This is a genomic window from Alistipes onderdonkii, assembly GCF_025145285.1.
GTDB classification, from domain to species: Bacteria; Bacteroidota; Bacteroidia; order Bacteroidales; family Rikenellaceae; genus Alistipes; species Alistipes onderdonkii.
This window is the reverse complement of the sequence record NZ_CP102251.1, coordinates 3,810,478-3,829,433: the sequence shown is the minus strand read 5'-3', so window position 1 is coordinate 3,829,433 and position 18,956 is coordinate 3,810,478. Positions and strand designations below refer to the sequence as shown.

Here is an 18,956-nt window from a genome sequence, read left to right as displayed (position 1 = left end):
GGAGGTATGTAATTGTTATATAGTAGGTTATATGAAGAAACTATTGTTTTTATCCTTTTTCGGGCTTTTCCTGCTGGCATGTACCACGGACGAGGGCGATGGTGCGCCGTTCGTCACCGACGTGGTGATGCCCCCGTCATCGCAGCTTTTCGTGCCCGGCGACGAGGTGACCGTTTCGGCGCGCGGCTTCGAGGCCGACGACGACATCATGCTGCGGATCGCGTGGCCCCTGTCGCAGGCGGCTCTCCCGGAAGGATATGCCGACGGTGTCTGGGCCGTCGTGACGAAACATACCGAATTGGACATTACGTTCCTGGCCCCCGGAGGCTACCCCGCCTCTACGACCGAGGTGAAGCTCTTCCGCCGCGGCAAGGCCATGACGCTGGGTAAAATATCCGTATCCGACGGCCGCCCGCCCGAGGAGCCGTCGCTCTACGGCGTCGCACAATGCCTTACGGGCGAAACGGCGGTCGACCGCATCGACATGGCGACCGGCGGGCTGACGCGCATCGAAACCCTGGGTGTCCCCGAGGGGATGCGGTGCGTGGTGAATACCCCCGGCTCGAACCGTATCTATGGCCTGGCGCCCGGCGGCAATATCGGCGCCGCGGCGTTCTACGACCTCACGATGCGTTATTTCCGGGATTCGGGCTACGACAATGTCGCCGTGGCGGGTACGCTCGGCAATTCCGCAGCGTTCCTGCGCTGTGAGGACGGGCGGCTCGTGCTGATGGAGCTGAATATGACCCGTACCAACGTTGCACCTGTGCCCCCGTCGTGGATGCTGCCTTCGGACATTGCGCCCGAGATGCTGGGCGAAAATCCTTTCGTGACCGTCTACGGCGGTTACCTCCTGCTCGCGGCACGCACTGCCCCGGATACCTGTACCCCGCTGGTGCTTACCGGCCTCATCGACGGCGGGGGATTCGCCGTAAAAACGGGCGATGCCGAACAGGCCGACGCGATGGTGCCGTTCGGAGTGCTGGACAAAGGGCAGGACGGCGAGATCTATTACGCCGTCGGCGGCTATGCCGTGTCGAAGGACGGTGTGACCGAACTGCGTCTGTATAATCCCGTGTCGATGGAGTTCGACAGGACGCTGGCGACGGTGCAGGCCACCGTCCGCTCGATCGCCGTTCGTCATGACGGCGGGAAGACCGAGGAGATATTCATGCTCTGCGACACCGGCGACGGCGGCAACCGGATCCGGGTCTACGACATGGAGTCCGGCTCGGAGCGGGTCTTGGACGGAGCCGTCCCCTGCTCCGAAATCGTATTGGCCCGATAACCCGTCCGGGACGGGATAGCGGACGGATAAAACGGTATGCAGGCCCGGAATTTTTCCGGGCTTGTTTCGTCTTGTACGAATTTTGCGTATTTTTACACACCAAAACCGAACAGATTATGTCGATAGCATACCAATTGTCCTTCGTGCGCGGCACGCTGCCCGAGGATGTCACGCTGGTCGCCGTGTCGAAGACCCACCCCGCCGGGGCGATCCGCGAGGCCTACGATGCCGGGCACCGCATTTTCGGCGAGAGCCGTCCGCAGGAGCTGCGTGAAAAATACGACGTGCTGCCCAAGGATATCGAGTGGCACATGATCGGCCACCTGCAGACCAACAAGGTGAAGTATATCGCCCCGTTCGTGTCGCTGATCCATTCGGTCGACAGCGCGCGGCTGGCCGGGACTATCCAGCGCGAAGCCGCCAAATGCGGCCGCACGATCGAGATACTGCTCGAAATCCGCGTCGCCGACGAGGAGAGCAAATCGGGCTGGGAACTGGACGACCTGATGCACTACCTCCGCACGGCGCCGTTCGCGCAGATGCCGAACATCTGCGTACGCGGCGTGATGGGCATTGCGACCAATACCGACGACGGGGAGGTGATACGCCGCGATTTCAGGGAACTGAAACGCTGTTTCGACCTGTTGCAGCCCAATTTCGGGGCGCGGTTCAACACCCTGTCGATGGGCATGTCGCACGACTACCCCATTGCCGTCGAGTGCGGCTCGACGATGGTGCGCGTCGGGTCGTTGATATTCGGGGAGAGAGATTATTCCAAACAATGATGATATGAAGGTAGGATTTATCGGATTCGGAAACATGGCGCAGGCCCTGGCCGCGGGACTTGCCGCATCGGGGGCCTTGCAGCCCGGGCAGATCGGCGCATGCGCCCGCGACCGGGCGAAGCTGCACCGTAATACGGAACCCCACGGGTTCCTCGCTTTCGACGATGCCGCAGGAGTCGCGGGGTTCGCCGACGTGGTGGTCGTGGCGGTGAAACCGTACCAGGTCGAAGCCGTGCTGGCCCCCGTCAAAGGGATGCTGGCAGGCAAGGTCGTCGTTTCGGTAGCCGCCGGGATGACGTTCGACCGCTACGAGGAGATCCTCGCGCCCGGGACGCATCACCTCAGCACGATTCCCAATACGCCCGTGGCGGTCTGCGAGGGTATCGTCGTCTGCGAACGCCGCCATTCGCTGTCCGAAGCCGAGTGGCAGTCGGTGCAGGCGTTGCTGTCGCATGTGGGGCTCGTGGTGACGGTGGATACCGCCCAGCTCGGCATTGCGGGGACGGTCTGCGGTTGCGGCCCGGCCTTCGTGGCGATGTTCATCGAGGCGCTGGCCGACGCTGCCGTCAAGCACGGCATCGTGCGTGCCGATGCCTACCGCATGGCCAGCCAGATGGTCGTCGGTACGGGAAAGCTGCAACTCGCCACGGGGCAGCATCCCGCCGTGATGAAGGATGCCGTCTGCTCGCCTGGCGGCACGACCATCGTCGGTGTGGCGGAGCTGGAGCGCAAGCGTTTCCGGGGAGCCGTGATCGACGCCGTCGACGCCATCCAGGACAAGAAATAGATTCCCGCGGGAGGGGCATACGCCGGGGCGTGAGCTGTCCCGGGAACTCCGCGCCCCGCGCCTTATGTCCGGCATTGTCCGGCAAAAATATCGGCAGGAGCCGGAAGCATCGCTTCCGGCTCCTGCCGTTTTGCATAATATGCTTCTTATCGTACCCGCAGCGAGCGTCCGATGCGCAGCGTCGTGGTCGACTTGATGCCGTTCAGTCGGCAGATGTTTGTCACGGTCGTACCGTACTTGCGGGCGATGGCGCCCAGCGTGTCGCCCGACTTGATGCGGTGGTACTTCATGGCTGCCTTTTCGGCCGCCTCCTTCTTGTCCTGCTCTTCGTTGGCGATTTCGTCGTCGAAGTCCTGCCCGGCGTTCGAGTAGATGCTGAAGAATGATTTTTTCAGCAGGAAGGTCTCGCGGCACAGCAGTCCGTTCTTGAAGTCGATCAGCCGCTCGGGGTCGAACGACTGCCCGTAATAGCGGGTCTCGAAATGCAGGTGCGGCCCCGTGCTGCGCCCCGTCGAGCCGCCCAGACCGATGATCTGCCCGGCCTCGACCCACTGGTTGGGCTCGACCATGCGCTCCGAAAGGTGCCCGTAGTAGGTCTCGAGCCCGTTGTCGTGGCGGATGATGACCAGGTTGCCGTAGCCGCCCTTGTTATATTCCGAAATACGCACGCGGCCGCAGAACGTGGCGTAGACCGGGTCGCCCACCTTGAGCGGCAGGTCGACGCCCTGATGCTGGCGCCGGCGGCGCGGGCCGTATTTGCCGCGCGGGTGCACCGAACCCTGGTAGGGGCAGTGGTAGCTCGTGACCGAGTCCACCAGGTCGATGACCACCGATTTGGGCATCGACGACATGTCCACCTCCTTGTAGGGGAAGAGCGTCGTCGTATCCCAGTATTTCTCGAAGATGGTGCTGTCCTTGGCGACCTCGCGGTTGCGGACGTATTTCCACGTATTGTTGCTGTAAAGCACCACCTGTATGGCGTCATTGCCCGAATCGAGCGTGTCGATGGCCACCACGTCGTTGGTGTCGAAAATCGACTCGATCTGCTTGGGCTGGAGCCGCAGGCGCATTGCGACGATGGAGTCTATGGTCGCAGTCTCCCTGGGCGAGAGGGATGCGATGTGCAGCGAATCGGTTTTGCGTTCGGCCTGCGGTGCTGCGGCCGATGCCGAGAGTGCCGCAACGGCGGCCATACATGTGAGGCAGTATTTTTTCATGTGTATTTTATTGTTGTCGGATAAATTCTTCGGCGGCTTCCAGCGCCTTGTAAAATTCCTCGCCGAAACGGCGCACGATCGGTTCGCGCAACGCCTTGTAGACCGGGATTCCCAGCCTGCGGCCGCATTCGCGCGCCGGGGCGCAGACCGACCAGCGGTGGTAGTTGAGCCCTGCCGTGCCGTTCGAAAACCGCACGACGCGGATCGGATAGAGGTGGCATGAGATCGGTTTGCGGAAGGCGGTCTTGCCCTCCAGCCACGCCTTTTCGATGGCGCAGAGCGTGATGCCGTTCTCCGAGTAGGTGTAGGCGCATTCCGCGTCGCCGACCAGCGGCGTGGTCAGGTCGCCGTCTTCGTCGATGACCATGAAGCCCTGCCGCTCGACGGCCTCGATGCCCTCGGGCGTCATATAGGGCTTGTAGGCCGCATATTCGCGTTCGAGTATGCCGACCTCCTCCGCTTCGAGCGGCGCCCCGGCATTCCCCTCGACGCAGCAGATACCCTTGCACTGCGCGATGTCGCAGGCGAAACATTCGCGCAGCAGGTCTGCGCTCACGATTTTGTCGTCGATTTCGATCATTTGCGGCAGGTGTCGGCGATAATCAGGTCGAACATCTCTCCCAGCGACATGCCCATGGCCCGTGCCTGCTTGGGGACGATGCTCCCGGCGCTCATGCCGGGGATGGAGTTGATTTCGATCAGGTAGGGTTTGCCCTCGGGCGTGACGATGAAATCGACGCGTACGACACCCGAGCAGCGGCATGCCCTGTAAGCGATGCGGGTCATGCGGTGCAGTTCTTCCGCAATTTCCGGGGCGATGTCGGCGGGGGTTATCTCGTCCGAATAGCCTTCGGTGTATTTGGCCTGGTAGTCGAAGAAATCCTTTTTCGATACGATCTCCGTGATCGGGAACAGGTATTCCCTGCCTCCGGCCACCATTATGCCGCAGCCCATTTCACGGCCCGCGATGCACTCTTCGATCAGCACCTCGTCGCTTTGGGCGAAGGCCGCCTCGATGGCGGGCAGCACCTCGTCGCGCGTATGGACTTTCGTCACGCCGAACGAGCTGCCGCTGGCGTTGGGCTTGATGAAGAGCGGCAGTCCGAACTCCGCGACCACCCTGTCCGGGTCGGCCGTTTCGCCCTTGCAGAGGAAAATCTCGCGGGCGAGGTTGATGCCCCGTCCCGCTACGGTGCGCTTGGTGGTGATCTTGTCGAAGGTGATGACCGACGAGGTCATCGAGCACGACGAATAAGGGACGCCCATCATGTCGAGGTAGCCTTGCAGCTTGCCGTCCTCGCCGGGTGTGCCGTGGATGATGATCAGGGCGTAGTCGAATGCTTTGCGCTCGCCTTCCACCGTGAGCGAAAAATCGTTCTTGTCGACCTGCCACTCGCGTCCGTCGGGGGCCGTGTAGTGCCAGTCGCGGTGGTGGAGGTCGATGACCGTGATGTCGTATTTCGTATGGTCGAGCGCCGCTTCGATCTGTGCGGCGCTCTGGAGCGCGATCCCCCGTTCGGGCGAATCTCCGCCCGCCATGAGGGCAATCTTCAGGCGTGTCATTGTCAGGGGTTGTATATGTCCTTATATCTGAATTCCAGTATTTCCCGTACCATCTGCGCATACTGCCGCGCCTCGGCGTGGCTGTCGTCTGCTTGCAGTACGCGGTTGAAGTCGTTGAGGGCTGCGCCCCATTCGTTGAGGCGGTAGTGGAGCTTGCCCCGTTCCATATAGAGCGCCGTGTTTTCCGGATCGGCGGCGATCTGTGCCGTCAGGGCCGATTTGCGGGCCGTCGGGTTCCACAGCCCCTTGCGGCGGATATGTTCGGCGACGCCCTTGTCGAGCATCTGCGAGACATCCTCGCCCCGCCCGATGCGCCCGCGGATTTGGGTCGCGGAAAAATCCTGCAGCGGGGCGTCTTCCAGCACCGTGATACGGCCGGGGAACCTGTCCACCCTTTCGCCGCGGCGGGGATAGACGTATACCGGGTATTCGAGGATGCGGTCGTACTCTTTCCAGCCGTCGAGCCGTTCTATCTGGTCGGCGCCCATGAGGATCGAGAACTCCATATCCGCGCCGTGGTTCTCGGCCAGGTAGCGCAGCGTGTCGATCGTATACGACGGCTTGGGCAGCAGGAATTCGACGACCGAGGGTTTTATCCGGTCGGGATAGCGCGATGCCGCGCAGGCCGTCTCGGCCATTTCGAACCGATCCATCTCGGGGGCCAGCTCTTCGGCCTGTTTATAGGGGCTCTGGGGCGAAACGACGAGCACCAGCTCGTCGCACAGTCCTTTTTCCACGGCGTATTCCGCCAGGGCGATGTGCCCTTTATGGATGGGGTTGAACGACCCGAAATAGAGCATGACGCGTTTCATGGCTGCCGTGCGATGAATTGGTCGATGATCGCAGTCGTTTCGCGGATCGCCTCGTCGAGCGAGTCGTTTACGACGATGTGGTCGAATTCGGGGGCTTTCGTCAGTTCGAATTCGGCTTTCGCCACACGGCGGTCTATCACCTCCGGGGCGTCCGTGCCGCGGCATACGAGCCTGCGGCGCAGCTCCCCGATCGAGGGCGGCATGACGAATATCGAGCAGGCGTCGTCGCCGAAGATGCGTTTGAGGTTGATACCCCCGATGACGTCCACGTCGAAGACGATGATGTTACCCTTGGCCCAGATGCGTTCCACTTCCGAGCGCAGCGTGCCGTAGCAAGTGCCCTGGTAGACCTCTTCCCACTCCACGAAACGGTTTTCCGCGACGGCACGCATGAACTCTTCGTGCGTCATGAAGTGGTAGTCGCAGCCGTGGCGCTCGCAGCCTCGGGGTGCGCGACTGGTCGCCGATACCGAAAATTCGAACTGCGGGAAACGCTTCAGCAATTCGCGTACGATAGTCGTCTTCCCGGAACCGCTCGGGGCGGAGAATATGATAACCTTGCCCATTATAATATGTTCAGTACCTGTTCTTTGATCTTCTCCAGCTCGTCCTTCATCTTAACTACGAGTATCTGGATGTTCGATTCGTTGGCCTTCGAGCCCATCGTGTTGATTTCGCGGCCCATCTCCTGTGCGATGAAGCCCAGTTTGCGGCCTGCGCCCTCCTCTTGGGCGGCCACCTCGCGGAAATACCTGCAGTGGTTGGCCAGGCGCACCTTCTCCTCGGTGATGTCGAGTTTTTCGAGGTAGAAGATCATCTCCTGCTCCAGCCGGTTGCGGTCGACGTCGACCTGCAGCTTTTCGAGGTTTTCCAGCAGGCGGGCCCTGACCGTCTCCGTGCGGGCCTTTTCGAAAGGCACGACCTCCTGTTTGTAGCCTTCGATCTTGTCCACGCGGCTCAGCAGGTCGGCGATCAGGATCGCGCCTTCCTGCAGGCGGAACGCGTCGAGCTGCGCCACGGCGGCTTCGGTGGCGGCGACCAGCGCCGCGTGTTCCTCGTCGGAGATGCTCTCCGCTTCGGTCGATACGACCTCCGGCAGGCGCATGATGGCCTGCAGGGCGGCGCTGTCCCATCCGATCCCCGCATAGTTGAGTCGGGCGTTTCGCGCCGCGTCGCGCAGTTGCCCGGCATAGGCGGCGAATACCTCTTTATTAATACGCGCCGGGGTCTCCACGGTCTGCGATTCGACGGTCACGAAGACATCGACCTTGCCGCGCTGTACCGTGCGGGTGATGATATTGCGGATTTCGTATTCCGACTGGCGGTAAACGGCCGGAAGCCGCAGCCCGAGGTCGAGCTGTTTGGAGTTGAGCGAGCGGATTTCGACCGTGATCTTCTTATTTTGCAGCGTGGCTTCGCCCTTGCCGAAGCCCGTCATGGATTTTACCATTTGCGGAGGATGTTAAGTTTGGGCAAAAGTAATAAAAACAATTCAAAATGCCGAGCGTTCGGGACGCCGAGTGAAATTTCTTTGAACAAGTTTTGCACAACTGTTGTATTCTCCGGAATATTTTACCTATATTTGTGTTAGTAAACTAACAGGCTGGAGTCCGAAACACTAAATTCACATCCGAATATTATGAAAAAGCACAATTTCAACGCGGGACCCTCGATCCTCGCAGACGAAGTCATCCAGAACGCAGCAAAAGCTATCGTAGATTTCAACGGTTCGGGCCTTTCCCTGCTTTCGATTTCGCACCGGACGAAGGATTTCGAGAACGTGATGGCCGAGGCCGACGCGCTCTTCCGTGAGATGCTCGACATCCCCGACAACTACAAGATCTTCTATATCGGCGGCGGTGCCAGCACGTTCTTCTACGAAGTGCCCGCCAACTTCCTGGGCAGGAAGGCCGGCTATGTGAATACCGGTGTCTGGGCCAAGAAGGCCATCAAGGAAGCCAAGCGTTACGGCGAGGTCGAGCTGCTCGCTTCGTCCGAAGACCGCAATTTCACCTACATCCCCAAGGGTTTCGCGATCCCCGCCGACCTGGACTATGTGCATATCACCTCCAACAATACGATCTACGGCACCGAGTACCACGAAGACCTCGCTTCGCCCGTGCCCCTGATCGCCGACATGTCGTCGGACATCCTTTCCCGCCCGGTCGACGTTACGAAATACGCCATGATCTACGGCGGTGCGCAGAAGAACCTCGCCCCGGCCGGCGTGGCGTTCGCCATCATCCGCGAGGACATGCTCGACCGTGTCGTGCGCGACCTGCCGACGATGGTTGCGTTCCGCACCCATGTCGAGAACGGCTCGATGTTCAACACGCCTCCCGTATTCCCGATCTACGTGCTCATGGAGACCCTCCGCTGGCTCAAGTCGATCGGCGGCGTACCCGAAATCTACCGACGCAACAAGGAGAAGGCCGCCCTGTTGTACGACGAGATCGACCGCAACCCGCTGTTCCGCGGTACGGTCGACAAGCAGGATCGCTCGCTGATGAACATCTGCTTCGTGATGGCCGACGGCTACGAGGAACTGGCTCCCGAGTTCATGGAATTCACCAAGGGACGCGGTATCGTGGGCATCAAGGGCCACCGCCTGGTGGGCGGCTTCCGCGCATCGTGCTATAACGCACTTCCGAAGGAGAGCGTCGAGGTGCTCGTAGAGTGCATGCGGGAGTTCGCCGCCAAACACGCGAAATAACGGACGGCCATGGCGCATTTCTTTACGTTCACTCCGAAGAAAAAGGCGGCCACGGACATCGATTTTATTCATCTGATAGAAAGTACAGGTATGAAAATATTAGTTGCGACCGAAAAGCCTTTTGCCAAGGAGACTGTCGACGGCATCCGCAGGATCGTCGAGGACGCGGGCTATGAACTGGCCCTGCTTGAAAAATATACCGACAAGGCCCAATTGCTGGCCGCCGTGGCCGATGTCGATGCGCTCATTGTCCGCAGCGACAAGGTGACGGCCGAAGTCATCGGGGCGGCGAAGAACCTCAAAATCGTGGTTCGTGCCGGTGCGGGTTACGACAACGTGGATCTCGCGGCCGCCACGGCGCGCGGTATCGTGGTGATGAATACTCCGGGGCAGAACTCCAACGCCGTGGCCGAGCTGGCGCTCGCCATGATGGTCTTCATGTCGCGCAACCGCTTTACGCCCGGTACGGGTTCGGAGATACAGGGCAAGACCCTCGGCATCCACGCCTACGGCAATGTGGGCAAACTCGTGGGGCGCAAGGGCAAGGCGCTGGGCATGAACGTCATCGCCTACGACCCCTTCATCACGGATGCGGCGGTGTTCGAAGCCGACGGTGTGAAGAAGGTGGATTCCCTCGAAGATTTGTACAGGCAGGCCGATTTCCTGTCGCTGCACATCCCGGCTACGGAGCAGACCCGCGGCTCGATCGGTTACGAACTGCTGATGTCGATGCCCAAGGGTGCCACGCTGGTCAACACCGCCCGCAAGGAGGTGATCGACGAACAGGGTGTCGTGCGTGCGCTGACCGAACGCGAAGACCTGAAATACATTACCGACATCGCTGCCGGGAACCAGGCCGAGCTGGACGAGAAATTCGGCAAGCGGGTGTTTGCCACCGCCAAGAAGATGGGGGCCGAGACCGCCGAGGCCAATATCAACGCGGGTCTGGCCGCAGCCACCCAAATCGTCGATTTTTTCAGGAACGGCAATACGCGGTTCCAGGTGAACAAATAGCGGATAACGGCGCGTGAAAGGCGGGAGCGAAGGCTGCGCCCGCCTTTTTCGCTTTAATACATTAATTCATATGGTGAAAATCAAACCTTTTTGCGGGATACGTCCCCCGAAACAGTATGCGTCCGAAGTGGCGTCGCGCCCCTATGACGTGTTGAATTCCGCCGAGGCCAAGGCCGAGGCCACCGAACGCTCGTTGCTGCACATCATCAAGCCCGAAATAGATTTCGAGCCTATTGCCGACGAACATTCGCAGGAGGTTTACGACAAGGCGGTCGAGAATTTCCGTGCATGGCGTGAGAAGGGCTGGCTCGAACAGGATCCCGGGGAGTATTATTACATCTATGCGCAGACGATGGACGGCCGCACGCAATACGGACTGACCATGTGCTGCCATTACGAGGATTACCTCTCGGGGGCGATCAAGAAACACGAACTGACGCGTCCCGACAAGGAGGAAGACCGCATGATCCACGTCCGCAACCAGCAGGCCAATATCGAACCGGTGTTCTTCGCCTATCCCGACAACGCCGAGATCGACGCCATCGTGGCCGACGTGGTGAAGAACAACGACCCGGAATACGATTTCACGGCTGCCGACGGCTTCGGCCATAAGTTGTGGGTTATCCGCGACAAGAAGACCAACGACCGTATCACGGAGATTTTCGCGGGCATCCCGGCGCTCTATGTCGCCGACGGGCATCACCGCACAGCCGCCGCGGCGCGCGTGGGACAGGAGTGCCAGGCAAAGAACCCCGGTCATACGGGCAACGAGGAGTATTGCTATTTCCTCGCCGTGACTTTCCCCGCGGGGCAGCTTCGGATCATCGACTACAACCGTGTCGTGAAAGACCTGAACGGTCTGACGCCGGAGCAGTTGCTCGAAAAGCTCGCCGAAAGTTTCACGGTCGAGGACAAGGGCACGGAGGAGTACCGTCCGACGGGGCTGCATAATTTCTCGATGTATCTCGGCGGGCACTGGTACAGCCTGACGGCCAAGCCCGGGACATACGACGACAACGACCCGATCGGTGTGTTGGACGTGACGGTGCTGTCGAACCTCGTGCTGGATAAAATACTGGACATCAAAGACCTGCGCACGTCGAAGCGGATCGACTTCGTGGGCGGAATCCGCGGCCTGGGCGAGCTCAAACGCCGTGTCGACAGCGGCGAGATGAAGGCGGCGTTCGCCCTCTACCCCGTTTCGATGCAACAGCTCATCAACATCGCCGACACGGGCAACATCATGCCCCCGAAGACGACGTGGTTCGAGCCGAAACTCCGCTCGGGCGTGGTGATCCACTCGTTCGAAGAGTAACCGCCCCGCGACGCTCGGGGGGCCGATAAGTCATTCAACCCTCGGGGAACCGCCTGTCCGGCGTGTTTTCGAACAAGCTGAAAAGGCTGCCTGAACCATTCGGGCAGCCTTTTCGTTTTGCGGATCGGCGGAAAATCGTTATCTTGCATGGTGATCCCCTTAAAAACCCTTTGCGATGAAATGGTTTGTCAAATGCCTGCGCCATTATGCCGATTTCCGGGGGCGGGCGTCGATGCCCGAGTTCTGGTATTTCGTGCTGGGACTCTTTCTCGTGCTGTTCCTTTTGCTGGCCGTTATCCTGGGTATTAGCTCACTCTGTACGGTCGGCGCCACAAGCAGGCGTTACGTCGTTTGCCTTGTCGGACTGCCGTTTGTGATGCCCTACCTAGCCGTTATGGTGCGCCGCCTGCACGATTGCGGGCGCAGCGGATGGTGGGCGGGCGGATATCTGGCCGTCAGCATCGCCGGCCGGGTCGTCAGCCACTTCTCCCTCAAACCCGGCGGGGCGGCATGGCTGACGGATGCCGATCTGGGCCTTGCCATTTTGCAGGGGGTGTATCTTATTTTCTTGTTTTACTGGTGGTGCCGGCCCGGGGTGCCGGGCGGGAATCGATACGGCCCCGATCCGAAGGCGGAATAAAATGGCGGAAATATTTTGTACGCAGTGCGTTCGGGCGGGTTATTCCGGGCGTACTGCTTTCATTTATCCGTTTTTCATGATAAGATTTGTTGCATTCGTTTAGAATTTCCGGTATTTTTTCATATATTTGTAAGGAACTTAACAATACTACGGCTTATGGCTAAAATAAAAGGAACAATCGTTGTCGACAAGGAACGGTGCAAAGGGTGCGGGGTCTGTGTGGCTTCGTGTCCGTGCGACGTGCTGGAATTGTCGGCAGAGGTGAACAGCAAGGGCTATCCCATATCCCGGATGGTAAATCCCGATGCCTGCACGGGGTGTGCTTCGTGTGCGGTGATTTGCCCCGATAGCGTCATCACGGTTTATCGTCAAAAATTCGAGTAGCTATGGCAGAGAAAGAGGTAAAACTGATGAAAGGCAACGAAGTGATAGCCCATGCGGCGATTCGCTACGGTTGCGACGGATATTTCGGGTACCCGATCACTCCCCAGTCGGAAGTGATGGAGACACTGATGGAACTCAAGCCGTGGGAGACCACGGGCATGGTCGTGCTGCAGGCCGAATCGGAGATCTCGTCGATCAACATGGTCTACGGCGGCGCATCGACCGGCAAACGGGTGATGACCTCGTCGTCGAGCCCCGGCATCAGCCTGATGTCCGAGGGGCTGAGCTACCTGGCGGGGGCGGAACTGCCCTGCCTGGTGATCAACTGCCAGCGCGGCGGCCCGGGGCTGGGTACGATCCAGCCTTCGCAGGGCGACTATTTCCAGGCCTGCAAAGGCGGCGGCCACGGCGATTTCCACATGATCGTACTGGCGCCCAATTCGGTGCAGGAGATGCACGACCATGTGGCCGAGGCGTTCGACCTCGCGTTCAAATACCGCAACCCGGCGATGATCCTCGCCGACGGGGCGATCGGGCAGATGATGGAGAAGGTGGTGCTCGCGCCGCAGCGCCCCCGCAAGACCGACGAAGAGATCGCTGCCGAGTGCCGCTCGTGGGCTACCTACGGCAAGCCTGCCGACCGCAAGCGCAATATCGTGACGTCGTTGGAGTTGCAGTCCGAGAAGATGGAGATCATCAACAAGCGCCTGCAGGAGAAATACAAGGCGCTCGAAGAGAACGAGGTGCGTTATGAGGAGATCGGCTGCGACGATGCGGATTACGTGATCGTGGCGTTCGGTTCGTCGGCCCGTATCTGCTCGGCCACGGTCGAGATGGCGCGCGCCGAAGGGCTGAAGGTCGGCCTGCTGCGGCCGATCACGCTCTATCCTTTCCCCAAGAAGCCGCTTGCCGAACTGGCCGCGCGCGGTGTCAAAGGCTTCCTTTCCGCCGAGCTCAATGCCGGCCAGATGGTCGAGGACGTGCGGCTGGCCGTGAACGGCGTAGCTCCCGTCGAGCATTTCGGCCGTCAGGGCGGTATGATGTTCGCGCCCGACGAAGTGCTCGCGGCGCTCAAGGAAAAACTGATTAAAAAGTAAAGGCTATGGCAGAGGTTGAAATCAAAAACGAAAACCTGGTTTACGCGAAACCGAAGCTCATTACCGACAACGTCATGCACTACTGCCCCGGCTGCAGTCATGGTACGGTACATAAACTGATCGCCGAGGTCATCGAGGAGATGGGCTTCGCGGAAAAGACCGTAGGCGTTTCGCCCGTGGGCTGCTCCGTATTCGCATACAATTATATCGACATCGACTGGATCGAGGCCGCCCACGGACGCGCCCTGGCCGTAGCTACGGCCGTGAAGAGGCTCTATCCCGGCAACCTGGTTTTCACCTACCAGGGCGACGGCGACCTGTCGGCCATCGGCACGGCAGAGTCGATCCACGCGGCCGCACGCGGTGAGAACGTCGTGGCGATCTATATCAACAACGCCATTTACGGCATGACGGGCGGCCAGATGGCCCCGACTACCCTGCTGGGTATGAAGACTGCGACGACACCCTACGGCCGTGACCCGCGCCTGAACGGCTACCCCTACAAGATCGCCGAGATGATGGCGCACCTCGACGGTGCCACCTTCATCACGCGCCAGAGCGTGCATACGCCCGCCAACGTGCGCAAGTGCAAGCGTGCGATCCGCAAGGCGTTCGAAAATTCGATGGCCGGCAAGGGCTTTTCGCTCGTGGAGGTCGTTTCGACCTGCAATAGCGGCTGGAAACTCTCGCCCGTGGCCTCGAACGAGTGGCTCGAACAGAACATGCTGCCCTATTATCCGCTGGGCGATATCAAGGACGTAAAATAAGGGATGCTATGAAAGAGACTTTAATTATCGCAGGGTTCGGGGGCCAGGGCGTCCTCTCGATGGGTAAGATACTGGCCTACTCGGGCGTAATGCAGGACTTCGAAGTCACGTGGATGCCCTCGTACGGCCCCGAGATGCGCGGCGGTACGGCCAACGTGACGGTAATCCTTTCGGACAGGAAGATTTCTTCGCCGATCGCCCACGAGTTCGATACGGCCATCATCCTGAACCAGCAGTCGATGGAGAAATTCGAGCCGATGGTCAGGCCCGGCGGCATCCTGATCTACGATACGAACGGTATCACGCGCCATCCCGTGCGCGAGGACATCGAGGTCTACGCGATCGACGCCACGGCCGAATGCGCCCGGATGGGACAGGCCAAGCTGTTCAATACGATGATTCTGGGCGGGTACCTCAAGGTGCGCCCCGTCGTTGAGATGGAGAACGTGATGGTCGGCCTCAAGAAGTCGCTGCCCGAACGTGCGTGGAAGATGCTTCCCGCCAACGAGGAGGCGATCCGCCACGGCGGCGAGATCATCCGCAAGGTACGCTGACGGATCCGGGTTCCGATGGGTTCCCGAAGGAAAGAGCGGCAGGCCATGTGCCTGCCGCTCTTGTATTTGACAAGGAGCCTTCCGTTTTTCGCGCCCCGTTCCGCCCGACGTGTGTTCCCTGGATTCGTTTCTTAACCTTGTTCCTTGTGCCCCGTCCCCTTCTGCCTGTCCGCCGTGTTTTTCCCGTCACCCGCTTTCCAACCCCGTTGGCTGAGCCTGCCCCCGTATTCCGGCTTTCGGCCTCCATCGGTGCGATGTCCTTTCCGGACGCCGAGATCGTCCGGGAAAGCCGGGCCCTACCCAAAAGCGCCGTTTGTGTATACGCTTCCGTATTCCCGCGTAAACCAGAGGGTTTCGGATTAGGAATATTCCTGTGAAAACCGTAATTTAGTAGAAAGATCCCCGGTTCGCATCCATCGGCACCGACTTTGCGGGCCCCGGCATAAAACTAATATTTCGGATTATGGAAAAGAACGAACAGCAACTGCCGCGCCTGGGTGAACCCGTCCCGGCATTCGAAGCGATGACAACACAGGGAAAGATCAGCTTTCCCGCCGATTACAAGGGCAAATGGGTGATCCTGTTCAGCCACCCCGCCGACTTTACGCCGATCTGCACCTCCGAGGTGCTCACGTTCGGTGCCCGTACGGCCGAATTCAGGGCTTTGAACTGCGAACTGATCGGATTGTCGGTCGACAGCCGCAACAGCCATATCGCATGGCTGCGTACGATCCGTGAGAAGATCGAATACCGGGGCATGAAGGATATCAAGGTCGAATTCCCGATCATCGACGACGTGTCGATGAAGGTGGCGAACCTTTACGGCATGATCCAGCCCGGTGAAAGCCAGACGGCAGCCGTGCGTGCCGTATTCTTCGTCGATCCCGAGGGCAAACTGCGCGCGATGATCTACTATCCGCTGGCTCTGGGACGCAATTTCGAGGAGATAAAGCGTGTCCTGGTGGGTTTGCAGTCCATCGACGCATTCGGGGTCGCCATGCCGGCCGACTGGCGTCCGGGCGACGAGGTGATCGTCCCGATGCAGGGCGAGGATATGGACGACCAGCCCGAAGGGGTAAAATGCTACGACTGGTTCTTCTGCACCCGTCCTCTCCCGAAGGAGGAGATCGAGAAAAAACTCGGCAAAGGCATAGCTATCAAGGGATAGTCCGGTTCCGGCCGGCAATGTAAAAGGGGGGGAGGCTTTACAAAGCCCCCCCCCTTTCGTTGAATACGCCGCGCCTCCCGGATCGGAAGCCCAACAGCCGGTTATGCTCCGGGTGCCTGTCGTGTGCCTGCTGACGGCGGTTCCGCGGCCGTGGCTTTCGCTTCGGCGATCCTTCGGCGGTAGAAGGCCCGCAGGTCATCCCATTTGTAGTACGGCGGCCTTGCGGAGGCGAGCGGAAAGTACATTTCATGTTCGTTGTGGAGTATCCTGACCAGGATGTCCGCCGTCCCCTCTTTCCGGTAAAAGATCATCTGGATGTTGGCCGCCATCGGTGAAATACGGTAATCGCGCCATGCGTCCGCGATCAGATCCGGATCGGAAACCTCGGCCGTGCAGCCGTCGAAAGCCATCAGGCAGGTCAGAGGCATGAGGTTGCCGTCGTGCCCGAAGCGCAGGTCGGCCGAGGGCACGCCCCGCACGAGCGCACTGTCGGCGCGGGCGATGATCTCTTCGAGCAGCGCCGTCGCATAGCGCAGGGCATATCCCCGGTTGAACGCCCCTGGGCCGCGCTGGTGGTAGAAACGGTAGTTGACGCACTCCCAGACGGCATACAGTTCTTCGGGGGTGAACAGGTCGCGGAACGTGATTCCGCTGCGGGTGTCCTGTTCGTTTACGGCCAGGGCCCAGAGCTGTTGCATCAGCTCCCGCGGGTCGATGTCCGCCGGAGCTTTCCCGCCTGCGAATAACCTGGCCATCAGGCGCTCCGGATGCATCCGGCTTTTACGGAACCTCTCTTCGGCCTGTATCCAGCTCTCGCTTTTCAACAGGTTCAGGTACTCCGGGGCGAGCCCGGGGTTTGCCGCCGTGCTGAAAAAGTTCAGGTATCGGGTCGTGCGGTTGTTGGCCGTCCGCGTGATTTCCAGTTCCGGGTTCATTCTTCGCAGCCGGTCGCAGAATGCCGCCATGCTCAGCACGCAGCGTACCACGACGGTCGATTGTGCGTCGACACGTGCGTTGCCCCGGAAGACCTCCGGGTAGGATTCGAACATCCGTTCCGCAATCCCGTAATGCTGTTCGGCCCCCAGCGGCGTGAGGTCGCCAGCCCTGCCCTCCCCGTCCGAGCAGGCCCGTTCCACGCGGCGTAAGACATCCTGCCCGAACTCCGACAAAGCGCCCTCGCGGGCGGCCTTGCCGAAAGTTTCCAACACCTCCGTATATTCCGACGCCCTGAGCAGCCAGCGTGAGCCGTGGCGGCCGTAGTGGCTGATGTAGAAAGGTTCGTAACCTTCGGGCGCGGGAGTCCGGGCCGGATTGTCGTACGTGTAGGCATAGTATACCCCGCCGGCTTTGTCGGGGTTGGCATAAATCTCCTGGCGGGCGTTCTGTCCGGACAGGGGCCCTGCACAGGCCGCCAGAACGAGGCCGAGCAGCAGTTTCGTAAACCGCATGATCCGCACCGTCATCGGAGGTAGGCTCCGGTTCGTTTCAATTCGCTGCGCAGCTTCGCCACGTCGGCCTGCGACGGTTTCACTCCGTCCCGCAGGGCGATGCGTGCGGCGCGTCCGGCGGCTTCGCCGAGGGCCATGCAGGTCGACATCACGCGTGTCGAGGCCATCGCTTCGTGGGTGAACGAGGCGCAGCGGCCTGCGACGAGCAGGTTTTCGACCTTTTCGGGCACAAGCACCCGGTACGGGATGTCGTAGCAGTCGCCGCAGTATTCCAGCGTGCAGTCCCCGCCTTTGGGATGGTGCAGGTCGACGGGATAGCTGGCTACGGCAACGGCGTCGTCGAAGTGTCGGCAGGCCAGGATATCCTCGGCCGTGAGGACGTATTTCCCGACCGTGACGCGGCTCTCGCGGATACCCATGAACGGTGCCACCCGATCCATCCACGCGTTTTCGAACCCCGGGACGAACTGCCGCAGGTATTTCCGGATTCGGTAAACCTGCTTCCTGGCTTCGATCTCCCCACGAGTGTAACTCCCGGGATCGGTCGGGTCTACGCCGTTCACACGCGACATGTTGACCCATATTTCGTCCTCGGACATGCCCGTGATAAGGATCGTACGGGCCACCGGGAGGTCGATCCCCGCCTCGCGTGCCTTGGCGATCTGGTTGCGAAGCCCCACGGTGATGAACTTCTCGTTGCGGAACGACTCCGCAGGCATGATGTCCATGTCGTAGATGTCCGGGTGCTCTGCGATCGCGTCGCGCAGGCGTTGCGTGGCGACACCGCGCATCGAGAACATCAGCGTCGGGGGCTGCATGCCGCCCTCGGCATCGCCTTTGCGGCACTCGACGCCGGCACGGAAGGCCACGTCGGCGTCGCCCGTGCAGTCGATCACGGTGCGGGCGAGGATTGCCTCGCGCCCGGCCTTGCTTTCGATGACCACCCCCTTTACTTCGTTGCCCTCCCTGATGACGTCGGTGCAGAAAACATACATCAGTACCTCGACGCCGGCCTCCTCCATCAACTGCTGTGCGAGGGTCTTGCTCTCCTCCGGGTCGATGATCGTCAGGCTTACGTGGAGCTTGCAGGGTCGGTGTCCGTTCGCAGCGCCCCGCTCCTGCAGCCGGTCGATAAACCGCTGCGGGAGCCCCTCGATGATCTGGTTGCCCTTCTGCCCCAGGAATCCCAGGATCGGGAGCCCGATCGTGAGGTTTCCGCCCAGGTAGCCGCGGCTTTCGACCAGCATTACCTTCAGTCCCTCGCCCGCTGCGGCCTGTGCGGCCATGAGCCCCGCCGGGCCCCCGCCGACGATGAGTATGTCCGCCGATGCGCGTACGGGGATGTCGCGGGCGGGTTCGCGGACGGTCGTAATTTTCTTTTCCATGGTTTCGGTTTTTATTTTT

At 60.5% G+C, this 18,956-nt stretch carries 20 protein-coding genes; 12 read left to right on the top strand and 8 right to left on the bottom strand.

Annotation, left to right across the window (positions count from 1 at the left end; translation table 11 throughout):
• Window positions 1-31 precede the first annotated feature (31 nt).
• The 3 genes from NQ559_RS15840 (at window position 32) to proC (ending at window position 2,860) form a co-directional block, all read left to right on the top strand.
• Window positions 32-1,288 carry a WD40-like domain containing protein gene (locus tag NQ559_RS15840; RefSeq protein WP_026318359.1) on the top strand — a complete coding sequence of 419 codons (1,257 nt, stop codon included), beginning with the start codon at window positions 32-34 and terminating at the stop codon, window positions 1,286-1,288.
• 116 nt (window positions 1,289-1,404) lie between these two features.
• Window positions 1,405-2,073, top strand: coding sequence for a YggS family pyridoxal phosphate-dependent enzyme (locus tag NQ559_RS15835; protein ID WP_026318360.1), 669 nt, complete (start codon window positions 1,405-1,407; stop codon window positions 2,071-2,073).
• 4 nt (window positions 2,074-2,077) lie between these two features.
• A complete protein-coding gene (gene proC / locus NQ559_RS15830; RefSeq protein ID WP_018695826.1) occupies window positions 2,078-2,860 on the top strand; it encodes a pyrroline-5-carboxylate reductase in 783 nt (260 codons plus the stop codon).
• A gap of 146 nt (window positions 2,861-3,006) precedes the next feature.
• Here the strand turns inward: proC and NQ559_RS15825 are convergent, their stop codons facing one another.
• The 6 genes from NQ559_RS15825 to NQ559_RS15800 are packed head-to-tail and all read right to left on the bottom strand — an operon-like array spanning window position 3,007 to window position 7,890.
• A complete protein-coding gene (locus NQ559_RS15825) occupies window positions 3,007-4,053 on the bottom strand; it encodes a LysM peptidoglycan-binding domain-containing M23 family metallopeptidase (protein ID WP_018695827.1) in 1,047 nt (348 codons plus the stop codon).
• A 31-nt stretch (window positions 4,054-4,084) separates the two neighbouring features.
• A complete protein-coding gene (locus tag NQ559_RS15820) occupies window positions 4,085-4,657 on the bottom strand; it encodes a DUF3109 family protein (RefSeq protein WP_018695828.1) in 573 nt (190 codons plus the stop codon).
• Window positions 4,654-5,640, bottom strand: a complete 987-nt coding sequence (locus tag NQ559_RS15815; RefSeq protein ID WP_018695829.1) for a D-alanine--D-alanine ligase — start codon at window positions 5,638-5,640, stop codon at window positions 4,654-4,656. The genes NQ559_RS15820 and NQ559_RS15815 overlap by 4 nt, the downstream gene beginning before the upstream one ends.
• 2 nt (window positions 5,641-5,642) lie before the next feature.
• Entirely contained in the window at window positions 5,643-6,452 is an 810-nt protein-coding gene (gene nadD, locus NQ559_RS15810) for a nicotinate (nicotinamide) nucleotide adenylyltransferase (RefSeq protein WP_018695830.1), read from the bottom strand.
• Window positions 6,449-7,018 (bottom strand): guanylate kinase, encoded by a 570-nt coding sequence (gmk, locus tag NQ559_RS15805; RefSeq protein ID WP_018695831.1) that lies wholly within the window; start codon window positions 7,016-7,018, stop codon window positions 6,449-6,451. The genes nadD and gmk overlap by 4 nt, the downstream gene beginning before the upstream one ends.
• Window positions 7,018-7,890: a YicC/YloC family endoribonuclease gene (locus tag NQ559_RS15800; protein ID WP_018695832.1), complete on the bottom strand. Its 873-nt coding sequence runs from the start codon at window positions 7,888-7,890 to the stop codon at window positions 7,018-7,020. Before NQ559_RS15800 ends, gmk begins: the two co-directional genes overlap by 1 nt.
• 201 nt (window positions 7,891-8,091) lie before the next feature.
• Here NQ559_RS15800 and serC point away from each other — a divergent pair, with 201 nt between their 5' ends.
• From serC to NQ559_RS15755, 9 genes are all read left to right on the top strand, one after another.
• Entirely contained in the window at window positions 8,092-9,165 is a 1,074-nt protein-coding gene (serC, locus tag NQ559_RS15795; protein WP_018695833.1) for a 3-phosphoserine/phosphohydroxythreonine transaminase, read from the top strand.
• A 90-nt stretch (window positions 9,166-9,255) separates the two neighbouring features.
• The gene (locus NQ559_RS15790) at window positions 9,256-10,179 is read left to right on the top strand and encodes a 3-phosphoglycerate dehydrogenase (protein WP_026318362.1); all 924 of its coding nucleotides are present in this window, start codon (window positions 9,256-9,258) and stop codon (window positions 10,177-10,179) included.
• A gap of 70 nt (window positions 10,180-10,249) precedes the next feature.
• Entirely contained in the window at window positions 10,250-11,494 is a 1,245-nt protein-coding gene (locus tag NQ559_RS15785; protein ID WP_026318363.1) for a DUF1015 domain-containing protein, read from the top strand.
• Window positions 11,495-11,669: 175 nt separating this feature from the next.
• Window positions 11,670-12,134 carry a DUF805 domain-containing protein gene (locus NQ559_RS15780; RefSeq protein ID WP_018695836.1) on the top strand — a complete coding sequence of 155 codons (465 nt, stop codon included), beginning with the start codon at window positions 11,670-11,672 and terminating at the stop codon, window positions 12,132-12,134.
• A gap of 156 nt (window positions 12,135-12,290) precedes the next feature.
• Window positions 12,291-12,518, top strand: a complete 228-nt coding sequence (locus tag NQ559_RS15775; protein ID WP_022333079.1) for a 4Fe-4S binding protein — start codon at window positions 12,291-12,293, stop codon at window positions 12,516-12,518.
• Between the two features lie 2 nt (window positions 12,519-12,520).
• Window positions 12,521-13,615, top strand: a complete 1,095-nt coding sequence (gene vorB, locus NQ559_RS15770; RefSeq protein ID WP_018695837.1) for a 3-methyl-2-oxobutanoate dehydrogenase subunit VorB — start codon at window positions 12,521-12,523, stop codon at window positions 13,613-13,615.
• A gap of 5 nt (window positions 13,616-13,620) precedes the next feature.
• Window positions 13,621-14,382 (top strand): thiamine pyrophosphate-dependent enzyme, encoded by a 762-nt coding sequence (locus NQ559_RS15765; protein ID WP_018695838.1) that lies wholly within the window; start codon window positions 13,621-13,623, stop codon window positions 14,380-14,382.
• An 8-nt stretch (window positions 14,383-14,390) separates the two neighbouring features.
• Window positions 14,391-14,936: a 2-oxoacid:ferredoxin oxidoreductase subunit gamma family protein gene (locus NQ559_RS15760; protein ID WP_018695839.1), complete on the top strand. Its 546-nt coding sequence runs from the start codon at window positions 14,391-14,393 to the stop codon at window positions 14,934-14,936.
• 463 nt (window positions 14,937-15,399) lie between these two features.
• The gene (locus NQ559_RS15755; protein ID WP_018695840.1) at window positions 15,400-16,104 is read left to right on the top strand and encodes a peroxiredoxin; all 705 of its coding nucleotides are present in this window, start codon (window positions 15,400-15,402) and stop codon (window positions 16,102-16,104) included.
• Window positions 16,105-16,205: 101 nt separating this feature from the next.
• Here the strand turns inward: NQ559_RS15755 and NQ559_RS15750 are convergent, their stop codons facing one another.
• Complete coding sequence (locus tag NQ559_RS15750; protein ID WP_018695841.1) at window positions 16,206-17,567, bottom strand: histidine-type phosphatase; 1,362 nt, start codon at window positions 17,565-17,567, stop codon at window positions 16,206-16,208.
• The gene (locus NQ559_RS15745) at window positions 17,564-18,937 is read right to left on the bottom strand and encodes an FAD-dependent oxidoreductase (protein ID WP_018695842.1); all 1,374 of its coding nucleotides are present in this window, start codon (window positions 18,935-18,937) and stop codon (window positions 17,564-17,566) included. Before NQ559_RS15745 ends, NQ559_RS15750 begins: the two co-directional genes overlap by 4 nt.
• Window positions 18,938-18,956 lie beyond the last annotated feature (19 nt).

Bases quoted from the DNA above. Each gene is read 5' to 3' on its own strand.
- NQ559_RS15780 (WP_018695836.1), top strand. From the start codon at position 11,670: ATGAAATGGTTTGTCAAATGCCTGCGCCATTATGCCGATTTCCGGGGG.
- NQ559_RS15785 (WP_026318363.1), top strand. From the start codon at position 10,250: ATGGTGAAAATCAAACCTTTTTGCGGGATACGTCCCCCGAAACAGTAT.
- NQ559_RS15755 (WP_018695840.1), top strand. From the start codon at position 15,400: ATGGAAAAGAACGAACAGCAACTGCCGCGCCTGGGTGAACCCGTCCCG.
- NQ559_RS15800 (WP_018695832.1), bottom strand. From the start codon at position 7,890: ATGACGGGCTTCGGCAAGGGCGAAGCCACGCTGCAAAATAAGAAGATC.
- NQ559_RS15825 (WP_018695827.1), bottom strand. From the start codon at position 4,053: ATGGCCGCCGTTGCGGCACTCTCGGCATCGGCCGCAGCACCGCAGGCC.
- gmk (WP_018695831.1), bottom strand. From the start codon at position 7,018: ATGGGCAAGGTTATCATATTCTCCGCCCCGAGCGGTTCCGGGAAGACG.
- NQ559_RS15840 (WP_026318359.1), top strand. From the start codon at position 32: ATGAAGAAACTATTGTTTTTATCCTTTTTCGGGCTTTTCCTGCTGGCA.
- NQ559_RS15760 (WP_018695839.1), top strand. From the start codon at position 14,391: ATGAAAGAGACTTTAATTATCGCAGGGTTCGGGGGCCAGGGCGTCCTC.
- NQ559_RS15835 (WP_026318360.1), top strand. From the start codon at position 1,405: ATGTCGATAGCATACCAATTGTCCTTCGTGCGCGGCACGCTGCCCGAG.
- NQ559_RS15765 (WP_018695838.1), top strand. From the start codon at position 13,621: ATGGCAGAGGTTGAAATCAAAAACGAAAACCTGGTTTACGCGAAACCG.
- serC (WP_018695833.1), top strand. From the start codon at position 8,092: ATGAAAAAGCACAATTTCAACGCGGGACCCTCGATCCTCGCAGACGAA.
- proC (WP_018695826.1), top strand. From the start codon at position 2,078: ATGAAGGTAGGATTTATCGGATTCGGAAACATGGCGCAGGCCCTGGCC.
- vorB (WP_018695837.1), top strand. From the start codon at position 12,521: ATGGCAGAGAAAGAGGTAAAACTGATGAAAGGCAACGAAGTGATAGCC.
- NQ559_RS15775 (WP_022333079.1), top strand. From the start codon at position 12,291: ATGGCTAAAATAAAAGGAACAATCGTTGTCGACAAGGAACGGTGCAAA.
- nadD (WP_018695830.1), bottom strand. From the start codon at position 6,452: ATGAAACGCGTCATGCTCTATTTCGGGTCGTTCAACCCCATCCATAAA.
- NQ559_RS15745 (WP_018695842.1), bottom strand. From the start codon at position 18,937: ATGGAAAAGAAAATTACGACCGTCCGCGAACCCGCCCGCGACATCCCC.
- NQ559_RS15750 (WP_018695841.1), bottom strand. From the start codon at position 17,567: ATGACGGTGCGGATCATGCGGTTTACGAAACTGCTGCTCGGCCTCGTT.
- NQ559_RS15820 (WP_018695828.1), bottom strand. From the start codon at position 4,657: ATGATCGAAATCGACGACAAAATCGTGAGCGCAGACCTGCTGCGCGAA.
- NQ559_RS15815 (WP_018695829.1), bottom strand. From the start codon at position 5,640: ATGACACGCCTGAAGATTGCCCTCATGGCGGGCGGAGATTCGCCCGAA.
- NQ559_RS15790 (WP_026318362.1), top strand. From the start codon at position 9,256: ATGAAAATATTAGTTGCGACCGAAAAGCCTTTTGCCAAGGAGACTGTC.